The sequence below is a fragment of the Mucilaginibacter sp. genome (assembly GCF_028288225.1).
Lineage (GTDB): Bacteria > Bacteroidota > Bacteroidia > Sphingobacteriales > Sphingobacteriaceae > Mucilaginibacter.
In genome coordinates this window covers 15309-34211 of sequence record NZ_JAQBOC010000006.1, presented here as the reverse complement: position 1 = coordinate 34211, position 18903 = coordinate 15309, and the positions used below count along the sequence as shown (strand labels likewise).

Sequence of the window (18903 nt, the reverse complement as noted above, 5' to 3'; positions counted from 1 at the left end):
CCCTTTTTATATAAATTTTTTTTAATGATTAATTATACACAAACTCCCCAAACTCCGAGCGGATAGTTACCTGCTTTTTATCGGCAGCTTCCACGCGGCCGATGATCTGTGCATCTACCCCAAAGCTTTGCGAGATCTTTATCAGGTCGTCAGCAATTTCCTGCGGAATATAAAGCTCCATTCTGTGCCCCATATTAAATACTTTGTACATTTCCTGCCAGCTTGTTTTTGATTCCTGCTGGATCAGGTTAAACAGTGGGGGGACAGGGAACAGGTTGTCTTTTATTATATGCAGGTTATCAATAAAGTGAAGCACTTTTGTTTGCGCGCCTCCGCTGCAATGTACCATGCCATGTATGTTTTGGCGGTAGCCATCCAATATTTTTTTGATAATAGGGGCATAAGTGCGGGTTGCTGATAATACCAGCTTGCCGGCTGTGATGCTTTGTCCGTTACCTGTATCAATCAGGTCAGTTAAGTTTTTACTGCCTGAAAAAATAAGTTCGTAGGGGATAGCTGCATCGTAGCTTTCGGGATATTTATCAGCGATTGTTTTATTAAAAACATCGTGCCGGGCTGATGTTAAGCCGTTTGAGCCCATGCCGCCGTTGTATTCTTTTTCGTAGGATGCTTGTCCGTAAGATGCAAGTCCGACAATTACATCACCCGGCTGGATACGATGATTCGAGATCACATCAGCCTGTTTCATACGGCAGGTAACGGTTGAATCAACTATAATAGTACGCACCAGGTCGCCAACATCGGCAGTTTCTCCGCCGGTTGAATAGATGCCTATGCCTGCTTGTCTTAATTCGGCAAGGATCTCTTCTGTTCCGTTTATGATGGCTGCAATAACTTCGCCCGGAATTAAATTTTTATTTCTGCCGATGGTTGATGATAAAAGAATATTATTCGTAGCGCCTACACAAAGCAGATCGTCCAGGTTCATAATAATGGCATCCTGGGCTATTCCCCGCCAAACAGAAATATCACCGGTCTCTTTCCAGTAAGTATAAGCCAATGATGATTTTGTCCCAGCTCCATCAGCATGCATTATGTTACAATAAAGTGGATCATTGGTTAAAATATCGGGCACTATTTTGCAAAATGCCTTTGGGAAAATTCCCTTATCAATATTTTTTATAGCATTATGTACATCATCCTTAGAGGCCGATACACCTCTTTGATCATACCTTTGCGAAGAATTCATGGGGCAAATATAAAAGTTAATAACACGAATGGCACGAATTTAATCGAATTCCACAAATCTAATTAATAACTAATTACCGAATTTTATCAAATTCGCACTAACATAATTCGTGAAATTCGAAATAATTCGCGAAAATTTGTGTTAACTAATAACATCTTCGCTGCTTAATGAAAATAATTTCCTGGCTCCGCCTTCAACTAAAACGATCATTTGACAGGATCCGCAACGAGAACCTAAAAAAGAATGCCCTGCAAGCCATCCCGTTCTGGATAGCTTCAATAATTACCGGGTTGGCAGCTGTATTGTACACTAAGCTTTTTGTAGCTGCCGAAGATGTTACCATGTTTATTTTTAATCATCATGCCTGGTTGCTTTTTATTGTATCACCTGCATGCTTTGTATTGGCATGGTGGCTGGTACAACGATTTTCGCCTTATGCACGCGGCAGTGGTATACCGCAGGTTATGGCGGCTATACAGATCTCATCGCCTAAAACGAGCCAGGTAATTGATAAGCTTTTGGGCTTTCGCATAATAGTAGTAAAAGTAGCATCAAGCCTGGTTATGGCAGTTGGTGGCGGCGCAATTGGCAGGGAGGGGCCAACTATCCAGATAGCAACCTCCATATATAAAATTGTTTACCAGCTATTGCCTAAATGGTGGCCAAAAATTGCTAAGAAAAATATGATGGTTACAGGTGCAGCTGCTGGTTTGGCTGCTGCGTTTAACACGCCACTTGGCGGAATTGTATTTGCTATTGAAGAATTAACAAAAACGCACTTTAGCTATTATAAAACGGCTATTTTCTCGTCAGTTATTATTGCCGGTTTGTCAGCTCAAGCGCTTTTAGGGCCATATTTATACCTTGGCTACCCAAAGGTTGACAACCTATCGGGATATATATTTTTAGGTGTAGCCCTGGTTGCTATTATTTCGGGATTGTGCGGTAGCGCCATGTCAAAACTGGTACTATTTATATCCGCTTTTAAAGCCAGGTTTAAATTTCACTGGCAGCATGTTGTATACGTAATTATATGCGCACTTATTTTGGTATCGATGGCGTTTTTTATTGATAAAGGGGCTTTAGGATCAGGGAAGGATATTATGCAAAAAACATTGTTCACGCCAGATAAATATGTTGCATGGTATACGCCTTTATTAAGGATAGGCGGCACATTGGTTTCATTTACAACAGGGGCAGCCGGTGGGATCTTTGCACCCGCACTGGGTGCAGGCGCCAGCGTTGGCTCGTTAATAGCAGGCTGGTTCAAAGTGTCTGACAATAATGCCAATATGCTTATTTTAGCCGGGATGGTTGGGTTTTTAACCGGCGTTACCCGCTCGCCGTTTACATCGGTAATATTGGTGCTTGAAATGACAGACCGTCATAACGTTATCTTCCACCTTATACTGGCAGGTATGATAGCCAGCCTTGTATCAATTTTGATTGACAAACACTCTCTATATGATCATCTTAAGGTTCAATACATAAAAGAACTAAATGACACGAATACTACGAATTTAGACGAATTGCACGAATTGAATGACACGAATTTCACTAATTCAGGCGAATCACACGAATTAAAAAGCACGAATTCCACGAATTAAATCGAATTTACTCAAATCTAATTCGTGAAATTCGAAATAATTCGTGAAATTGGTGTCTATTTTATAAACAGCAGTTCCCTAAACTTTGGTAACGGCCATAGTGAATCGTCCACCAATTGTTCAAGCTTATCAACATGATAGCGGATAGGCTGGAAGAATGGTTTTACTTTTTCATCGTACTCGATAGCTTTATCGCGGATATCTTCAATAGTATTTGCTTTTTTACGTGCATTAACCATCTCCTCAATGTTTGACTTAATAAAGTTAACGTGCTCAGCTATTTTAGTAATGATGTCTAACTGTGCCTTGTAAGTTTCTTTATCAAGGCCGATATCCTTTAATCCCTTCACATTTTCAACCAGTTTGCTCTGGTAAGCCAAAGCTGCAGGTATAATTACGTTAACGCCAAGTTCGCCAATAACGCGGGCCTCTATCTGTAGTTTTTTATAAAAGCTATCTAATAAAATTTCATGACGGGCATGTGCTTCCCGATTAGTAAATACACCCGTATCTGTAAATAAATAATCCGTTTTATCAGATAGTAGAGCGTCAAGCGCTTTGGGAGTAGTCTTTATATTAGTCAACCCCCTTTCGGCGGCCTCTATTTCCCATTGCTCGCTATAGCCATTGCCTTCAAAACGGATGTTCTTCGATTCTTTAATGTATTTTTTAATAACTATCAGCAAGGCAACGTCCTTCTTTTCGCCCTTTTTTATAAGCTTATCAACATCGTATTTGAATTTTTTAAGCTGATCAGCAACTATCATGTTTAAAATAGTCATCGGGCTTGCTGAATTTGCTGATGAACCAACCGCACGCAGCTCAAATTTATTGCCTGTAAAGGCAAAAGGCGAAGTACGGTTACGATCAGTATTGTCTTTTAAGATCTGCGGAATCTTTGGAATGCCCTGCCAAAGTAAAGCATCTTCCTTTATTTTTTTGCTGATCCTTGATGTTTCTATCTCATCAAGCACATCGCTTAATTGCGTGCCTAAAAATATGGACATAATAGCCGGGGGCGCTTCGTTTGCACCTAATCGATGATCGTTATTTACTGAAGCTATTGAGGCTCTTAACAAATCGGCATGTTCATAAACCGCCCTGATAGTATTTACAAAAAATGTAAGGAACATCAGGTTGTTTTTTGGCGTTTTACCAGGCGATAATAAATTTTTACCCGTATTGGTAATCATCGACCAGTTGTTGTGCTTGCCCGAACCGTTGATGCCGGCATAAGGCTTTTCGTGCAGCAAAACCTTAAAATTGTGCCGCTTTGCCACCCTGTCCATCAAGTCCATCAATAGTTGGTTATGATCAATTGCCAGGTTTATTTCTTCGTAAATTGGTGCACACTCAAATTGTGAAGGTGCAACTTCATTATGCCTGGTTTTTAAGGGGATGCCTAATAATAAGGCCTCTGTTTCCATATCCTGCATAAAAGTGTACACCCGCTCAGGTATCGCACCGAAATAATGATCCTCCAGCTGCTGATTTTTTGCAGACATATGACCAAATAGGGTACGGCCGGTTAAATACAGATCAGGACGGGCATTAAACAGGGCAATATCAACCAGAAAATATTCCTGTTCAATACCCAATGAAGCATTTACTTTTTCAATGCTTTTATCAAAATAATGGCATACATCAACAGCAGCCTTATCTAAAACATGCAAAGCCTTTAATAATGGCACTTTATAATCAAGTGCTTCGCCTGTGTACGAAACAAAAACCGTAGGAATACATAAAGTGCGCGCCATAATAAAGGCCGGGGATGAAGGATCCCAGGCAGTATAGCCGCGGGCCTCAAAGGTATTACGGATGCCGCCGCTTGGAAAGCTGGAAGCATCAGGCTCCTGTTGTGCCAGTGCATCGCCAGAAAATCGTTCTATAGCGCCACCGTCGCCGGTGGGCTCAAAAAATGCATCGTGCTTTTCGGCAGTTGAGCCGGTGAGGGGTTGAAACCAGTGTGTATAATGCGTGGCCCCTTTGCCCATTGCCCATGATCTCATTGCAGAAGCAACCTGCTCGGCCATATCCCTTGGAATTGGCTCGCCTTTATCAATAGAATTAATAATGCCCTGGTAAGCCTCGGACGAAAGGTATTCCTTCATTTTCTTTTTATCGAAAACGTTTGCTCCAAAAAAATCAGAGATTTTTTGAGATGGGAATTTTACCTCGGGAATCCCCCTGGTGAGCACTGCTTGCAAAGCCTGAAAACGAATATTACCCATGAAATTGAATTTAATAATGGTTTAGCTCAAAATTAAAATTATACTTTATTATATGTATAGATTTTTAAATAAATATCATAAGACGTGCTGTTTTTTTAAAAAAACATAGAAATTTTAGGGTTTATGGGTGATTATGATATGTTTTTGGGGTAAAATATAAAGTGTTGAGGGGTATTTCGGGCCTTTTTGATGAGAATTCATTAAATATTAGATAGCAATTGAATTATTTTTCAGAATCCGGATAGTTTGCGGGTAATAATTTATGACTTTGCTGTTTTGTTATTAAATGTTTAAAAATTGCATGGTTTTTTATGTTAAAATTGTAATTTTAATAAAAATGATAATTTTAATGTTAAATTATTGTTCAAAAATTTGTTTTTGTTAAAATTCATACCTAATTTCATAGAAATATTTATAAAAACGGTACAATTATTAAGTATTTGATAAAAAAGCATTAGAACTGTATCGATTTTTAACGAGTATTCCCGGATTTTGAGAATTCACCTTAATAAATATATCAATCAAACTAAATTAAACTAATCAAAACAATGAAACTACAATCAACAAAGGAGGGCTTGCTTAGTTCAGTCCGACAACTGACACGGGAAAAATGGCAACTTGGGGCAACCATTTTTGCGGGGAAAATGATAGGACTTGGTCTTATTATATTAGCTATGATGACACTGCCCGGGCTTCTTCCTACCAAGGCGCACGCTGCTGCCGAAGTATATACGGCACATGAAACATCATTGATTAATACAGTTAATACAGTATGGACACTGGTTGCTGCCTTTTTAGTATTTGGCATGCAGGCGGGTTTTGTGATGCTTGAGGCTGGCTTTGCACGTAAAAGGGAAACGGTTAACGTTTTAATGGAGTGTATTTTTGATACCTGCCTTTGTGGGATTTTATTTTATGCTGTTGGTTATGCATTTATGTTTGGTAACGGTAATGGCTTTATTGGCTGGGGCGGATTAGGGGCTGACGGAAAAACTATTACCAACTGGTTCTTTTTACAAAATACCCCTTTAACATACGGTACTACAGGTATCCCGCTTTTAGCACACTGGATATTTCAGTATGCTTTTGCTGATACTTGTTCAACAATAGTATCAGGCGCTATGATAGGCCGCACAAGCTTCCGTGGGGATATTCTTTACAGTATTGGCATTACCGGTTTTATCTATCCTATAATTGGTCACTGGGCCTGGGGACCGGATGGCTTCCTTGCATTGATGGGAACTGCAGGAAACTTCCTGCCATCATTGGGCCAGGGCTTCCGCGATTTTGCTGGTTCAACAGTAGTACACACTATTGGTGGTATGGCATCATTGGCCGGAGCCATAGTATTAGGCCCTCGTTTGGGCAGAATATTTGCGCGGGATGATAAAGCAAAAGGAGGATTACCTGCCGGACATAACTTATTAGTTGCTGCTGTGGGTGGTTTTATATTATGGTTTGGCTGGTACGGCTTTAACCCGGGCAGTACGCTTTCAGCAATGGATGGCCAGGGTATTGGTCGTGTTGCTGCAAACACTACACTTGCGGCTTGCGCTGCAGGATTTACAGCTATGCTTGCCGCATTATGGTGGGGCCCAACTAAAGGTAAATTCGATTTAGCGTTTACTGTTAATGGTTTTCTTGCAGGTTTGGTAGCTATTACGTGTCCTTGCTACTGGGTTAGTCCTTTGGGTGCTATCATGTTAGGCGCTGTTGCTGGCTTTATTGTATTTGCCGGTACTTATATTTTCGAGTGGTTCCGTATTGATGATCCGGTGGGTGCAGTTTCTGTACATGGCTTAAATGGTATTTGGGGTACACTTTCACTAGGTTTATTTGCCAGCGGACAATATGGAGTTACCGGGCCTACCGGTGCTGATAATTCTGCACCGGTTACCGGTTTGTTTTATGGTGGTGGTACCAGTGTGCTTACAGCGCAGGCTATAGGTACTTTCACTATTGCAATTGCAGTTTTTGTGGTGACCTTTATAATGATGTTTATCATTAATAAATTACCAAACCCATGGAGATTGCGTGTTGAAGAACATGGTGAAGCCGGTGTTGGAGGTATTGATGTATTCGATCATGGAATTGAAGCATATCCTCCGCAAGAAGAAGATATCAGCTTAAGCGGCCTGTTTGAAACAGGTACCAAAGTTACCGCTTAATCGAATTTAATATACCCTTATGCGGCTGGTTAATTAAATCTAAAATTACCATCCTCTTAACAGCCGGCCGCATAAGGTTCTTTATAAATAATGCCATTTATTTAAAACAATGCTGAATTAAAATTTCAATTAATTCAGATGGAGATTTCTATGCTTTAATAATTCACAATTCAATCAATCAAACTAATTCAAACATTCAATTTAACACTTAATCATGAAAAAGAAACTTTTACTTTTATTTATTGCTCTATCCGCCTTCAGTTTTGCGTTAAAAGCGCAGGACACAGTTAAGACCACCAGCGATGCCCCCCTGGTAGTTTATGGCTCGGTTGATACTTATTATAAGTACGATTTCTCCAGACATGCAAATATCGGGACCTATTTCGCTTCTGATAATAACTCGGTATCTATTGGCATGATCGACCTGGGCTTAAAAAAGAAGGTTGGTAAAGCCTCTTTTGTTGGTGAACTAGCTTTCGGTCCAAGAGGCCAGTATCAATCAACTCCAAATGGCGATGGTGCCGCCGCCAACGCCAACAATTCATTTAATATCCAAAACCTGTATGTTTCATTTGATGTGACTGATAAATTTAATTTAACAGCAGGTTATATGGCAACTTTTGTTGGTTACGAAGTAATTTCGCCGGTAGGCAACTTTAACTATTCAACTTCATACCTGTTTGGGGCCGGCCCTTTCCAAAACGCAGGCTTTAAAGCCACCTATGCGTTTAGCGACAAAGTAAGCTTAATGGCGGGTATCTTTAACGATCAGTGGAATAGTTATACCGCAGTTACCCAATCATATACCGATGGTAGCGGTGCAATACACCAAAATGGCGAAGTTTCAACCTTTGGCGCACAGTTAATGGTGGCTCCTGTAAAAGGCTGGACTGCTTACCTTAACTTCATGTCGGGTAAATACTCAGGCACAATTGAAGATCTAACTACATCTTATCAAATTACCGATGCCTTTAAATTAGGTTTGAATGCAGCCAACAAAACTGGTGCAGGCGCAGCAGATTACAGTGGCGTTGCCTTGTATCCCCAGTTAGCAGTTTCTAAAGCTGTTACATTAGGTTTAAGAGGTGAATCTTTCAAACTAAAATCAACTCCTGCAACGGCCAGTACAACTTATAGCGCTTTTACTGTAACCGCTAACATTAAATCAGGTCCTTTAACCTTCATACCTGAAATCAGGTTTGATCATAACAAAGACATGCCATTTACTAACAGTAGCTTTTCGCCGACAAAAACAGCTTCACAATTTGTGTTAGCTGCTGTTTACGGTTTTTAAACAATATTTAAATTTGTTTTCAAAAGCCGCACCGCTAAACCGGTGCGGCTTTCTTATATTTATAACATGAAAAAAGTATTAATTGTCATAACCTTTTTCCTGGCCGCCAAGGCTGCAATAGCCCAAAAGGAACTTTTACCTTTTGATGAGAATAATAAATATATTTATTACCAGGTTGTTGATCAGGCTAATTTAATAGCTGATACGATGTACAACAGGGCACTGTATTTTTTAAAAACGGCTTATCCCAAACTTAAGGTTACACAGAATCAAACAAATGAGAGCATTACAGGAACAGGGAAGTTGGTGGTTACCAGCACTTTGTTGCTGAAGCATGAGGACGGTGAAATAAACTTTAATTATACAATTGAAAGTAAAGAGCATAAATACAGATTCTGGCTAACCGATTTTATATTTAAGCCTTATAAAACAGACAGGTATGGTAAATCGGTATCGGTGGATGGTATTGAAATTCCGCTGGAGAGCGGAGCAGCAAAGCTTACTAAGAAGCAGATCGATAGTTATCTTGACCAAACAGGTGCTTATAGCAAGCAATTTGGCGATAAGCTGAAGCAATACATGGTTAAAACGTCATCACTAAAAAAAGAGGCCCCGATTAAAAAGATCTCAACTAAAGATTGGTAAATTAGGGAGGTGAAAGCTTAAAGGCAAAAGGTTAAGCAATGACTAAGAAGAATTAATAAAAACTAAAAAAGCTACATGTTAAAGTGTAGCTTTTTTAGTTTTTATAGCAGTTAGATAGCTTGGTATGAGTTGATTGCAATTATAGTTCTTCGTCGTGCTGGGTTCTGTCAAGCCCGATAAGTTCTTCTTCGGGAGATACACGCAGCTTGCTTATCGTGTCAGTTATTTTTAATAGCAGTAATGAACCAAAGAAAGCAAATGCTGAAACACCTACAAGTGCAATAAGGTGAACAACAAATAAATGTGTTTGACCATAGTATAAGCCATTGCCGGTAGTATTTGCTGAGTTAACATTTACGTGAGCGAAAATACCTGTCATAAGCATGCCAACCATACCACCTACACCATGACAGGGAAATACGTCAAGTGTATCATCAATGCTGGTTGATGACCTCCAGATAACTACCAGGTTACTTACTACTGCCGCAACAATACCTACAATTAATGAGTGCGGAATTGTTACAAAACCTGCTGCCGGGGTAATGGCAACGAGGCCTACAACAGCTCCAATACATGCGCCCATAACTGAAGGCTTTTTGCCGCGGAGCATATCGAAAAATATCCAGGATATTGCTGCCGCTGCTGATGCTGTTGTGGTAGTACCCAAAGCCGTTGCTGCTAAAGCATTTGCACCTAAGGCCGAACCTGCGTTAAAGCCAAACCAGCCGAACCAAAGCAGGCCTGTGCCTAATAATACATAGCTGATACGGGCCGGAGAATGTGCCTTTTGGTTTCGCTGTTTAAGATACAATGCTGATGCAAGGGCCGCCCATCCGGCAGACATGTGTACAACTGTACCGCCTGCAAAATCAAGCACACCAAGTTTAAACAAAAAGCCATCGGGATGCCATGTTGAGTGCGCCAATGGGGCATATATAACTATCATAAACAAGCAAAGGAATATGATATAGGAGTTAAAACGGATCCGCTCGGCAAATGCACCGGTGATCAACGCCGGTGTTATTACCGCAAATTTTAATTGGAACATAGCAAATAGTACCAGGGGAATGGTAGGGGCAAGCTTCCAGGTTGCATTACCCAGCATGCCCTTCATCATAAAAAATGTTTTAGGGTCGCCAACTACGCCGCCAATGTCATCGCCAAAAGCAAGGCTGAAGCCGAATATAACCCATATAATGGTAATAACACCCATACAAACAAAGCTTTGCATCATGGTTGACAGCACATTTTTTTTGCTTACCATGCCACCATAAAAAAATGCAAGACCGGGAGTCATTATCAGCACAAGCGCGGTACTAACCAGTAACCAGGCAGTATCGCCGGAGTTTATCAGGCTGTCTTTTATGTTTACAATATCAACGGAGGGATAAACGAGGGCAAGTATAATTACAATTATAAGTACACTAAAGGGTATGAATTTTTTCATGTTTAAGTTTTTTGGGAAAAGAATAAAGGAAAAGTCTGTAGTCGTAAGTCAGAAGTCAAAAGTGAAAAAAATGCTCTTCAATTCGTGTTGACTTAGGACTTAAGACTATCGACTCAAGACTAATAAACTGCACGGAGCTCAATCAAAACTCCGGGCAGTATTAAAAACTAAATTAAAAACAATAATTCCGTATGTGTAATCAGCACAACGGTGGATGTTTTCTATTCACCTTTTAATCCTACCAAAAAGCGTGAAATGGAAAGAGGATGAGTTTGCGAAATCGCGAGAGCCCGCTGTTGCCCCGCCCGCAAATAAAATTAAGATACCTTACGGCTATGCTGTAAGTATTTGGATTGTTACCGATTCCCTGCGAATAATGCACGTTGCGGGCTTGCTGTACATTCGATAATTGAACAGGGATCCTGTTTATTATAAATTCGTAATTGAAAGGGTCATGCGGAAATTTATTTAGCGATTCTTTTACAAATGCTGCTTTTTTAGACTCTTCCCGGTAATTATTATGAAAAAAATTATTAGCGGATACATAATACCCGTTAAAAATTAAAAAAAAGAAGGCGATTATTTTAAAAAGCCTGATTTGCATGTCATAAAAGTAAATATTTTTTAAATAAAATGCACATTAAATATGATTTTTTTAATTTTTAGATTGAAATTATGTAAATATTAACAGTAATGTGCTTTGTTGTGTGCTTGTGTGCGTTTTAATATTCAATTGGATGGATTTTTGATCACTTATTGATTGATTAAAGCATTTCAGTAGCAATAAATTAAAAAAATCCCCACAAATAGTTTCAAAAAGCTGACTAAATAGGATATGGGACTACTGATTGCTCTTATTAATTTGTTAAAACATTCAATGATGAATAGAAACAGCATAACGGGCCCAATTGGGCCCAAACAAATATTTTATACCGATTAAGAAAAAAAAGTAGAATTACAACAAAACGGCAGGTAAAATGGTGAAGCTTAAAATACACAATGTTGCATTTTGTTAGTGTTTTGATAAAAAACTATATTGTTAGTTATTAAAATACACAATGTTGCATTTATTTATTGAAATAATCCTAAAAGTTACAATGTTGCAATACCATATATTGTTATAACGTTATAATAGAAAATTTAATTTCAATCACTATGCTTATCTCAAAATTTGATTTGTACAAGACCGAGTGGCTCGATCTTGTATTCGACGACCGTAACAAAGAATATGGAGCTTACTATTTAAGGCAACATTATGCCGGTAATATGGTAAGGGCCATGGGAATTGCCTTCTTTAGTATTGCTGTGCTTTGCGGAGCCAGTATAATACTAAGTTCGGAGAAACCAATTATCCATATAACGCATTATGATGGTAATCATCCCCTTGTTTTGCCTCCTGTAACACCACCGGTAAAAAAAATAGATCCTCCTGCACATATAAAAACTCCGAAACCGTTACCAGTGACCCAAGTGTTAACAACCAAGGTTGTACCTCCGGTTGTAGTACCAGATCATGATGCGGAAAAACCTGTTATAAATGATCAAATTAAAGGCGCTGTAGGTCAGGCTACTTTGGAAGGAAAAGGCGGTGCTAATGTTGAGTTGCCTGTTGATAACACACCCAGCGGGACAGGAACTGCGCCTGCTCCTGATGAATCGGTTCACCCCTCGTTTGGTCTTGATGTGATGCCGATGCCTGTTGGGGGTGATGCTGCCTGGGCCAAATTTTTAAATAAAAATTTGAGGTTCCCAACTGCTGCCCAGGAAGATGGAATAAGTGGCAAGGTCTTTCTTAGCTTTATTATAGAAAAAGACGGTCATTTATCAAATATAACGGTTGATAGGCCTGCTGGTCATGGTTTTGATGAAGAAGCGCTTCGCGTATTGAAGTTAGCCAAAGCCTGGAAACCGGGTATGCAAAACGGTCAAGCTGTACGTGTAAAATATTCGATCCCAATTAACTTTCAACTGTCTGAGTAAAGGCAAATAGTTACAATACTAAGATTTATGCTAACAGATGTTTTAACCTAAAATTTAATTTCAATCCTATGCTTATCTCAAAATTTAATTTGTACAAGACCGAGTGGCTCGATCTTGTATTCGATGACCGTAACAAAGAATATGGCGCTTATTATTTAAGGCAGCATTATGCCAGTAATATGATAAAGGCCATGGGAATTGCCTTCTTTAGTATTGCTGTGCTTTGTGGAGCAAGTATAGTTTTAAAAACAACCCCTGATCAGGTTAAAGTAATTCAAGTAATAAATGATCCATATATTCAACCCCCACCAGTTAAGAACATTAAGGAAGTTAAACCTCCTGTACCGCCAAAACATATAAAAGCTGAAGCTTTGCCTCCTGTTACAGCGACTACCAAGTTTGTAGAGATGGTTGCAAAGCCAGATCCTCAAACTGTTAACCCGCCAAAAAATGCGGATCTTACAGGAGCTATAGGGGCAGAAACAACAAAGGGACCTGTTACTGGCACCAACACTGCTATAATTGAAACGCCTCCTGGTACACCGGGGCCGGATGAATCAGTACACCTTTCGGGTGGTCTTGATGTAATGCCTATGCCTGTTGGCGGTAATGCTGCCTGGGCCAAATTTTTAAATAAAAATTTAAGATTCCCTGTTGCCGCTCAGGAAGATGGAATAAGCGGTAAAGTTTTCCTGAGCTTTATTATAGAAAAAGACGGGCACTTATCAAATATAACTGTTGACAAAGGTGCAGGCCATGGCTTTGATGAAGAAGCCTTGCGTGTATTAAAACTTGCCAAGGCCTGGAAACCCGGTATGCAAAACGGCCAGCCGGTACGCGTGAAATATTCGATACCGATTAATTTTCAGCTGTCGGAATAGTAAGTGAAAGATTGTTATCTTGGAGGACTGCCTTGCGACATTTTTTAAATGTCGCAAGGCTTAAAATTTCAATATCCGTATATTTAGTAAGTCATCCATTATGAAAAAGTCGCCCTCGTATTTGGCTTACTAATGTTAATCTCCCTGAAAATTAAAGCCCAGGATTGTAATGGGACAAATAAACAGGAAAGACGAGTTTTGAAACTAATTAATTCTTTGCCTGAGGTAGTAAAGGAAAACAAGATCCGCGAAAGCGTACATTCAATTACATTTTTGAGGGCTTATATCCAAAACACTCCAACTAAAACAGACCAGTATTATTATGTTTCAACAAGTGAGGAAAAAGGCGAAAGATTATTTACTTACGATTGGTACAAGGTTAATAGTGGTACATACGCGGTTAGTTATTATGATGTGATAAATGGCAAAACCATGTCTTTAAGTGAATGACGAATGCATAAAAAACGTCTATCAAAACACAAAACCTGATCCTGATCTGCAAACTGTGTCTTAACGCATTAATAAAAACCTTTCGCCTTTTACCTTTATCCTTTCACCTTTTTTACTAATTTTGTGCTTCCTTTCAAAAAAACGATATTACATTGGAGCACCAGGAATTAACCACCGTTGAAACCGCCAAAGATTTAGGCTTACTACCCGAAGAATTTGAACGTATAAAAGAAATATTAGGGCGCGTGCCCAATTTTACCGAACTGTCTATTTTCTCGGTAATGTGGAGCGAACACTGCTCCTACAAAAACTCAATCACCTGGCTAAAAACCTTACCAAAAGATGGTCCGCGGATGCTGGCTAAGGCAGGTGAAGAAAATGCAGGCCTTGTGGATCTTGGCGGCGGCGTGGGCTGTGCCTTTAAAATAGAATCACATAACCACCCATCGGCGCTTGAACCATATCAGGGTGCCGCAACAGGAGTAGGCGGTATAAACCGCGATATATTTACTATGGGTGCAAGGCCAATTGCGCAATTGAACTCGCTTCGCTTTGGCGATTTGAGTCTCGACCGTACAAAGTGGCTTATTAAAGGTGTGGTTAAAGGTATCAGCCATTACGGGAATGCTTTTGGGATCCCGACTGTAGGCGGCGAGCTGTTTTTTGACGATTGTTACAACGTTAATCCATTGGTTAATGCATTTTCGGCAGGAATAGTGAGAGAAGGTGATACTGTATCGGCAACATCATATGGTGTTGGCAACCCGGTTTATATAGTTGGTTCTGCAACCGGTAAGGATGGGATCCATGGTGCAGCATTTGCATCAAAAGATATAACAGAAGACTCTGTTAATGATCTTCCTGCTGTTCAGGTTGGTGACCCTTTCCAAGAAAAGCTCTTGCTTGAGGCCACGCTTGAGGTTATTAAAACCGGCGCTGTTGTAGGTATGCAGGATATGGGAGCGGCAGGTATTATCTGCTCAAACTCTGAAATGTCTGCCAAAGGTGAGCACGGTATGGTTATCTATTTGGATAAGGTACCAATGCGCCAGGAGCATATGAAGCCCTATGAAATTTTGCTTTCCGAATCACAGGAGCGGATGCTTATTGTAGTTCATAAAGGCCGTGAAAAGGAAGTTGAGGCTGTGTTTGATAAATGGGATCTGAACTGTGCCATTATTGGTGAAGTAACAGATACCAAACGCCTTATATATTATATGAATGGCGAAATGGTTGCTGATGTCCCTGCTGATGATCTTGTATTGGGTGGTGGTGCCCCGGTTTACGAACGTGAATACCGCGAACCCGCTTATTTTGCAGAAAACCAAAAATTTAAAATTGAAGATGTTCCAGAACCTGCAGACCTTATTGCTGTTGCTGAACATTTGATAGGTCACCCTAATATTGCATCAAAAAGATGGGTAACTGATCAGTATGACTCAATGATCGGTACCTCAACCATGACGACTAACCGCCCAAGCGATGCCGCTGTGGTTGCGGTTAAAGATACTGATAAGGCGATAGTAATTACTGTTGATTGCCAATCACGCTATGTTTATGCCGATCCGCAAAAAGGTACAGCTATTGCAGTTGCCGAAGCGGCCCGTAATATAACCTGCGCCGGCGGTGAACCTGTTGCGATAACCAATTGCCTTAATTTTGGCAACCCTTATAAGCCTGAAGTTTACTGGCAGTTTGTCGGTGCCATAAAGGGAATGGGCGAGGCTTGCCGCAAATTTGAGACCCCGGTTACAGGTGGCAACGTAAGCTTTTATAACCAATCAACAGACGATGGGCCGGTATTTCCAACACCCACAATTGGAATGCTTGGGGTAATGGATGACCTGTCGAACATGATGACATCAGACTTTAAGCAACCAGGCGACCTTGTTTATTTAGTGGGTGAATCTGTTAATGATATTGCATCGTCACAATACCTGGCATCGTACCATAAAATATTGGCAGCACCCGCTCCTTATTTTGATTTAGATAAGGAATATGCTATGCACCAGGTTGTAAAACAACTGATCCAGCATAAAGTGATCCAATCGGCCCATGATGTGGCTGATGGCGGTTTATATGTTACCCTTATTGAATCGGCTATGCCAAATGGCTTAGGATTCGAAATTGAAACCGATAGCGCTATTCGTAAGGATGCCTTTTTGTTTGGTGAGGCTCAGGGCAGGGTAGTAGTAAGCATTGCACCCGCTGACCAGGAACGCTTTATTGAAATGATGGCTACCAGCGAAATAGACTTTAGCCTGCTGGGAACTGTTACCAACGGTTTTTTAAATGTAGATGAAGAATTGTTCGGTCATATCACTGATATAAAAATGGTTTATAATAATGTGCTGCATGAAATTTTAGGCGCGTGAGAGGAGTCGAAAGTCTTTAGTCGAAAGTCTGTAGTCAAAAAAAATAAAAAGGAATTTTCGTAGAGACGCGATGCTTCGCGTCTCCCGCTGATATGTTTGTATAATGGAAAAGTATCTTGTTGTTATTGAAAAGACAAAGAATAACTATTCGGCATTTTCGCCGGATGTTTGGGGTTGTGTTGCTACGGGAAAAACTGTTGAAGAAACAGTATCAGAAATAAAGGAAGCATTGCACCTGCATATAGATGCGATGGTAAGTGATAATGAAGATATTCCTAAAGCAAAAGGTATCAGTCAGCATATTTCAGATGGCGTATTTAAAGCAGGCGAAATTGCGGAAGAGTATTTTATAACCGAAGTGGAAATAGCTGTGCCGCAGCATGCTTAAGTTAAACCGGGTACACCACATAGCTATCATCTGTTCAGACTATGAAAAGTCTAAACATTTTTACAGCGTGGTGCTTGGTTTAAAGATAGTTCGCGAAGTTTACCGCGAAGAAAGAAGATCATATAAGCTTGATCTGGAGGGGGGAAGCCAATACCAGATCGAGCTTTTTTCATTTCCAGACCCACCGTCCCGGCCATCCCGGCCCGAAGCCGCTGGCTTACGTCATTTAGCTTTTGAGGTTGATGATGTTGAAGAAGCTGCATTGCACATCCAAAAGCTGGGGATCGCTATTGAGCCTATAAGAGTAGATGAGTTTACAGGAAAGCGCTTTACTTTTTTTGCCGACCCTGATGAATTGCCTATTGAGCTTTATGAAGCTTGATAACCTGCCAAACAAGCTCTATATTTATCAAACCAAATTATAATACTTCTGGAATATTGGTCGTTCTCATTATCAACCAAGTATATCATTTGAGAATAGTTGATTAACGCCTGATTTTTATGAATACCTAATTTATTATGTCAAAAGGAACGGAGAAAAATACTTATGATGCTATTGTTATAGGCTCAGGCATCAGCGGTGGCTGGGCTGCTAAGGAATTGTGCGAGCAGGGCATGAAAACCCTTGTGCTGGAGCGTGGGCGCAATGTTGAGCATATTAAGGATTACCCTACTGCAACCATGCCGCCATGGGATTTTAAACACCGTGGCCGGATGAGTACGGCATTTTTAAAGGAAAATCCGTTGATAAGTAAGGCAGCGGGATACGGAGAAGATAATGCGCATTTTTTTGTAAAAGATAAAGATCATCCATATATCCAGGAGAAACCTTTCGATTGGATCCGGGGTTACCAGGTTGGCGGTAAATCATTAACCTGGGGCCGTGCATGCCAGCGATGGAGCCAGTTTGAGTTTACCAATCCCGAACGTTACGGCTACGGCATAGCCTGGCCAATTGGTTATAACGATGTTGCGCCCTGGTATTCGCATGTGGAAAAATTTATAGGCGTTTGCGGCAATAAGGATGGTATTGAAGCTATGCCCGACGGTGAGTTTTTACCGCCGTTTGATATGAATGTTGTTCAGGAAGTTATCAGTAAAAAAATAAGTGAAAATTATAAAGACAGGCACCTGGTGCATGCCCGCTGGGCACATTTAACCAAGCCCAATCAGATCCATTTAGACCAGGGACGTGCGCAATGCCAGGCACGTAATTTATGTATGCGCGGATGTCCGTTTGGTGGGTATTTTAGTTCAGTAAGCTCAACCTTGCCCTGGGCTAAACGCACCGGTAATTTAACGGTAAGGCCCTTTTCTGTAGTACACTCTATTATTTACGACGAAAAACTGGGCAAGGCTACCGGCGTTAGGGTTATTGATACCAATACCAAAGAGGTTACCGATTATTTTGCCCGCATTATATTTTTAAATGCATCGGCTTTAAACAGTAACCTGGTGCTGTTAAATTCAAAATCAAACAGGTTCCCAAATGGCTTGGGCAATGATAATGGTTTGCTGGGGAAATATGTGGCTTTCCAGAATTACCGGGCATCAGTTAGCGGCGAAATGGAAGGTTATTTAGATAGCTATTATTATGGCCGTAATCCAACAGAATTGATTTTGGCTAATTACCGCAATTTAAATACGCAGGAGACCGACTACTTTGGTGGCTTCACCACATTTATGGGCGCAAATCGCGAGCGTGGCCCGGTGGAAACACAAAACGGTGAAATAGGTGCAGCTTATAAAGATTCGCTTACCGAGCCGGGCCGCTGGACGGTTTATATGTATATGCAGGGCGAAACGGTGCCAAAAATCACAAATCATGTACGTTTAAGCACCGATCAAAAAGATCAATGGGGAATCCCGCTATTGATAACTTCGGTTGAATATGATGATAACGATGAGCGGATGATCAAAGATTTCCTGGTTCAAAGCAAGGAGATGCTGGAAAAAGCAGGGTGCACAAATGTATCAACCTATGAAAATAAGCAAGCCCCAGGATTGGATATTCACGAAATGGGTGGGTGCCGGATGGGGAAAGACCCAAAAACATCATTACTTAACGAGTGGAACCAGCTGCATCATTGTAAAAATGTTTTTATAACTGATGGCGCCTGCATGACAAGCACAGGAAATCAAAGTCCTTCAATTCTTTATATGGCCTTAACTGCAAGGGCAGCAACCTATGCCGTAAATGAGATGAAAAAAGGGAATTTATAGTTTA

At 40.5% G+C, this 18903-nt stretch carries 15 protein-coding genes; 11 read left to right on the top strand and 4 right to left on the bottom strand.

Going from position 1 to position 18903, the window contains the following annotated elements; translation table 11 throughout:
• Positions 1-28: 28 nt before the first annotated feature.
• Positions 29-1210, bottom strand: a complete 1182-nt coding sequence (locus JWQ54_RS01570; protein WP_299579168.1) for an AIR synthase related protein — start codon at positions 1208-1210, stop codon at positions 29-31.
• A 167-nt stretch (positions 1211-1377) separates the two neighbouring features.
• Here JWQ54_RS01570 and JWQ54_RS01565 point away from each other — a divergent pair, with 167 nt between their 5' ends.
• Positions 1378-2817, top strand: a complete 1440-nt coding sequence (locus JWQ54_RS01565; RefSeq protein WP_299579166.1) for a chloride channel protein — start codon at positions 1378-1380, stop codon at positions 2815-2817.
• A gap of 56 nt (positions 2818-2873) precedes the next feature.
• Here the strand turns inward: JWQ54_RS01565 and JWQ54_RS01560 are convergent, their stop codons facing one another.
• The gene (locus JWQ54_RS01560; RefSeq protein WP_299579163.1) at positions 2874-5048 is read right to left on the bottom strand and encodes a glutamine synthetase III; all 2175 of its coding nucleotides are present in this window, start codon (positions 5046-5048) and stop codon (positions 2874-2876) included.
• Between the two features lie 548 nt (positions 5049-5596).
• On the opposite strand from JWQ54_RS01560, the gene JWQ54_RS01555 reads away from it, so the two are divergent.
• The 3 genes from JWQ54_RS01555 (at position 5597) to JWQ54_RS01545 (ending at position 9155) form a co-directional block, all read left to right on the top strand.
• Positions 5597-7216 (top strand): ammonium transporter, encoded by a 1620-nt coding sequence (locus JWQ54_RS01555; protein WP_299579161.1) that lies wholly within the window; start codon positions 5597-5599, stop codon positions 7214-7216.
• A gap of 214 nt (positions 7217-7430) precedes the next feature.
• Positions 7431-8510 (top strand): porin, encoded by a 1080-nt coding sequence (locus JWQ54_RS01550; RefSeq protein WP_299579159.1) that lies wholly within the window; start codon positions 7431-7433, stop codon positions 8508-8510.
• Between the two features lie 66 nt (positions 8511-8576).
• A complete protein-coding gene (locus JWQ54_RS01545; RefSeq protein ID WP_299579157.1) occupies positions 8577-9155 on the top strand; it encodes a DUF4468 domain-containing protein in 579 nt (192 codons plus the stop codon).
• Between the two features lie 139 nt (positions 9156-9294).
• Here the strand turns inward: JWQ54_RS01545 and JWQ54_RS01540 are convergent, their stop codons facing one another.
• Both JWQ54_RS01540 and JWQ54_RS01535 read right to left on the bottom strand, forming a co-directional pair.
• On the bottom strand, positions 9295-10602 hold the full coding sequence (locus JWQ54_RS01540) for an ammonium transporter (RefSeq protein ID WP_299579155.1): 1308 nt from the start codon (positions 10600-10602) through the stop codon (positions 9295-9297).
• 238 nt (positions 10603-10840) lie between these two features.
• Positions 10841-11206 (bottom strand): hypothetical protein, encoded by a 366-nt coding sequence (locus tag JWQ54_RS01535; RefSeq protein WP_299579153.1) that lies wholly within the window; start codon positions 11204-11206, stop codon positions 10841-10843.
• 551 nt (positions 11207-11757) lie between these two features.
• Here JWQ54_RS01535 and JWQ54_RS01530 point away from each other — a divergent pair.
• The 7 genes from JWQ54_RS01530 (at position 11758) to JWQ54_RS01500 (ending at position 18899) form a co-directional block, all read left to right on the top strand.
• The gene (locus JWQ54_RS01530; protein WP_299579151.1) at positions 11758-12582 is read left to right on the top strand and encodes an energy transducer TonB; all 825 of its coding nucleotides are present in this window, start codon (positions 11758-11760) and stop codon (positions 12580-12582) included.
• Positions 12583-12650: 68 nt separating this feature from the next.
• On the top strand, positions 12651-13463 hold the full coding sequence (locus tag JWQ54_RS01525) for an energy transducer TonB (RefSeq protein WP_299579149.1): 813 nt from the start codon (positions 12651-12653) through the stop codon (positions 13461-13463).
• A 198-nt stretch (positions 13464-13661) separates the two neighbouring features.
• Positions 13662-13913, top strand: a complete 252-nt coding sequence (locus JWQ54_RS01520; RefSeq protein ID WP_299579148.1) for a hypothetical protein — start codon at positions 13662-13664, stop codon at positions 13911-13913.
• Positions 13914-14065: 152 nt separating this feature from the next.
• Positions 14066-16288 carry a phosphoribosylformylglycinamidine synthase subunit PurL gene (gene purL / locus JWQ54_RS01515; RefSeq protein WP_299579147.1) on the top strand — a complete coding sequence of 741 codons (2223 nt, stop codon included), beginning with the start codon at positions 14066-14068 and terminating at the stop codon, positions 16286-16288.
• A 103-nt stretch (positions 16289-16391) separates the two neighbouring features.
• Entirely contained in the window at positions 16392-16676 is a 285-nt protein-coding gene (locus tag JWQ54_RS01510; protein WP_299579146.1) for a type II toxin-antitoxin system HicB family antitoxin, read from the top strand.
• Positions 16669-17058, top strand: coding sequence for a VOC family protein (locus JWQ54_RS01505; protein ID WP_299579145.1), 390 nt, complete (start codon positions 16669-16671; stop codon positions 17056-17058). Before JWQ54_RS01510 ends, JWQ54_RS01505 begins: the two co-directional genes overlap by 8 nt.
• Before the next feature lie 137 nt (positions 17059-17195).
• Positions 17196-18899 (top strand): GMC family oxidoreductase, encoded by a 1704-nt coding sequence (locus JWQ54_RS01500; RefSeq protein WP_299579144.1) that lies wholly within the window; start codon positions 17196-17198, stop codon positions 18897-18899.
• Positions 18900-18903: the final 4 nt, after the last annotated feature.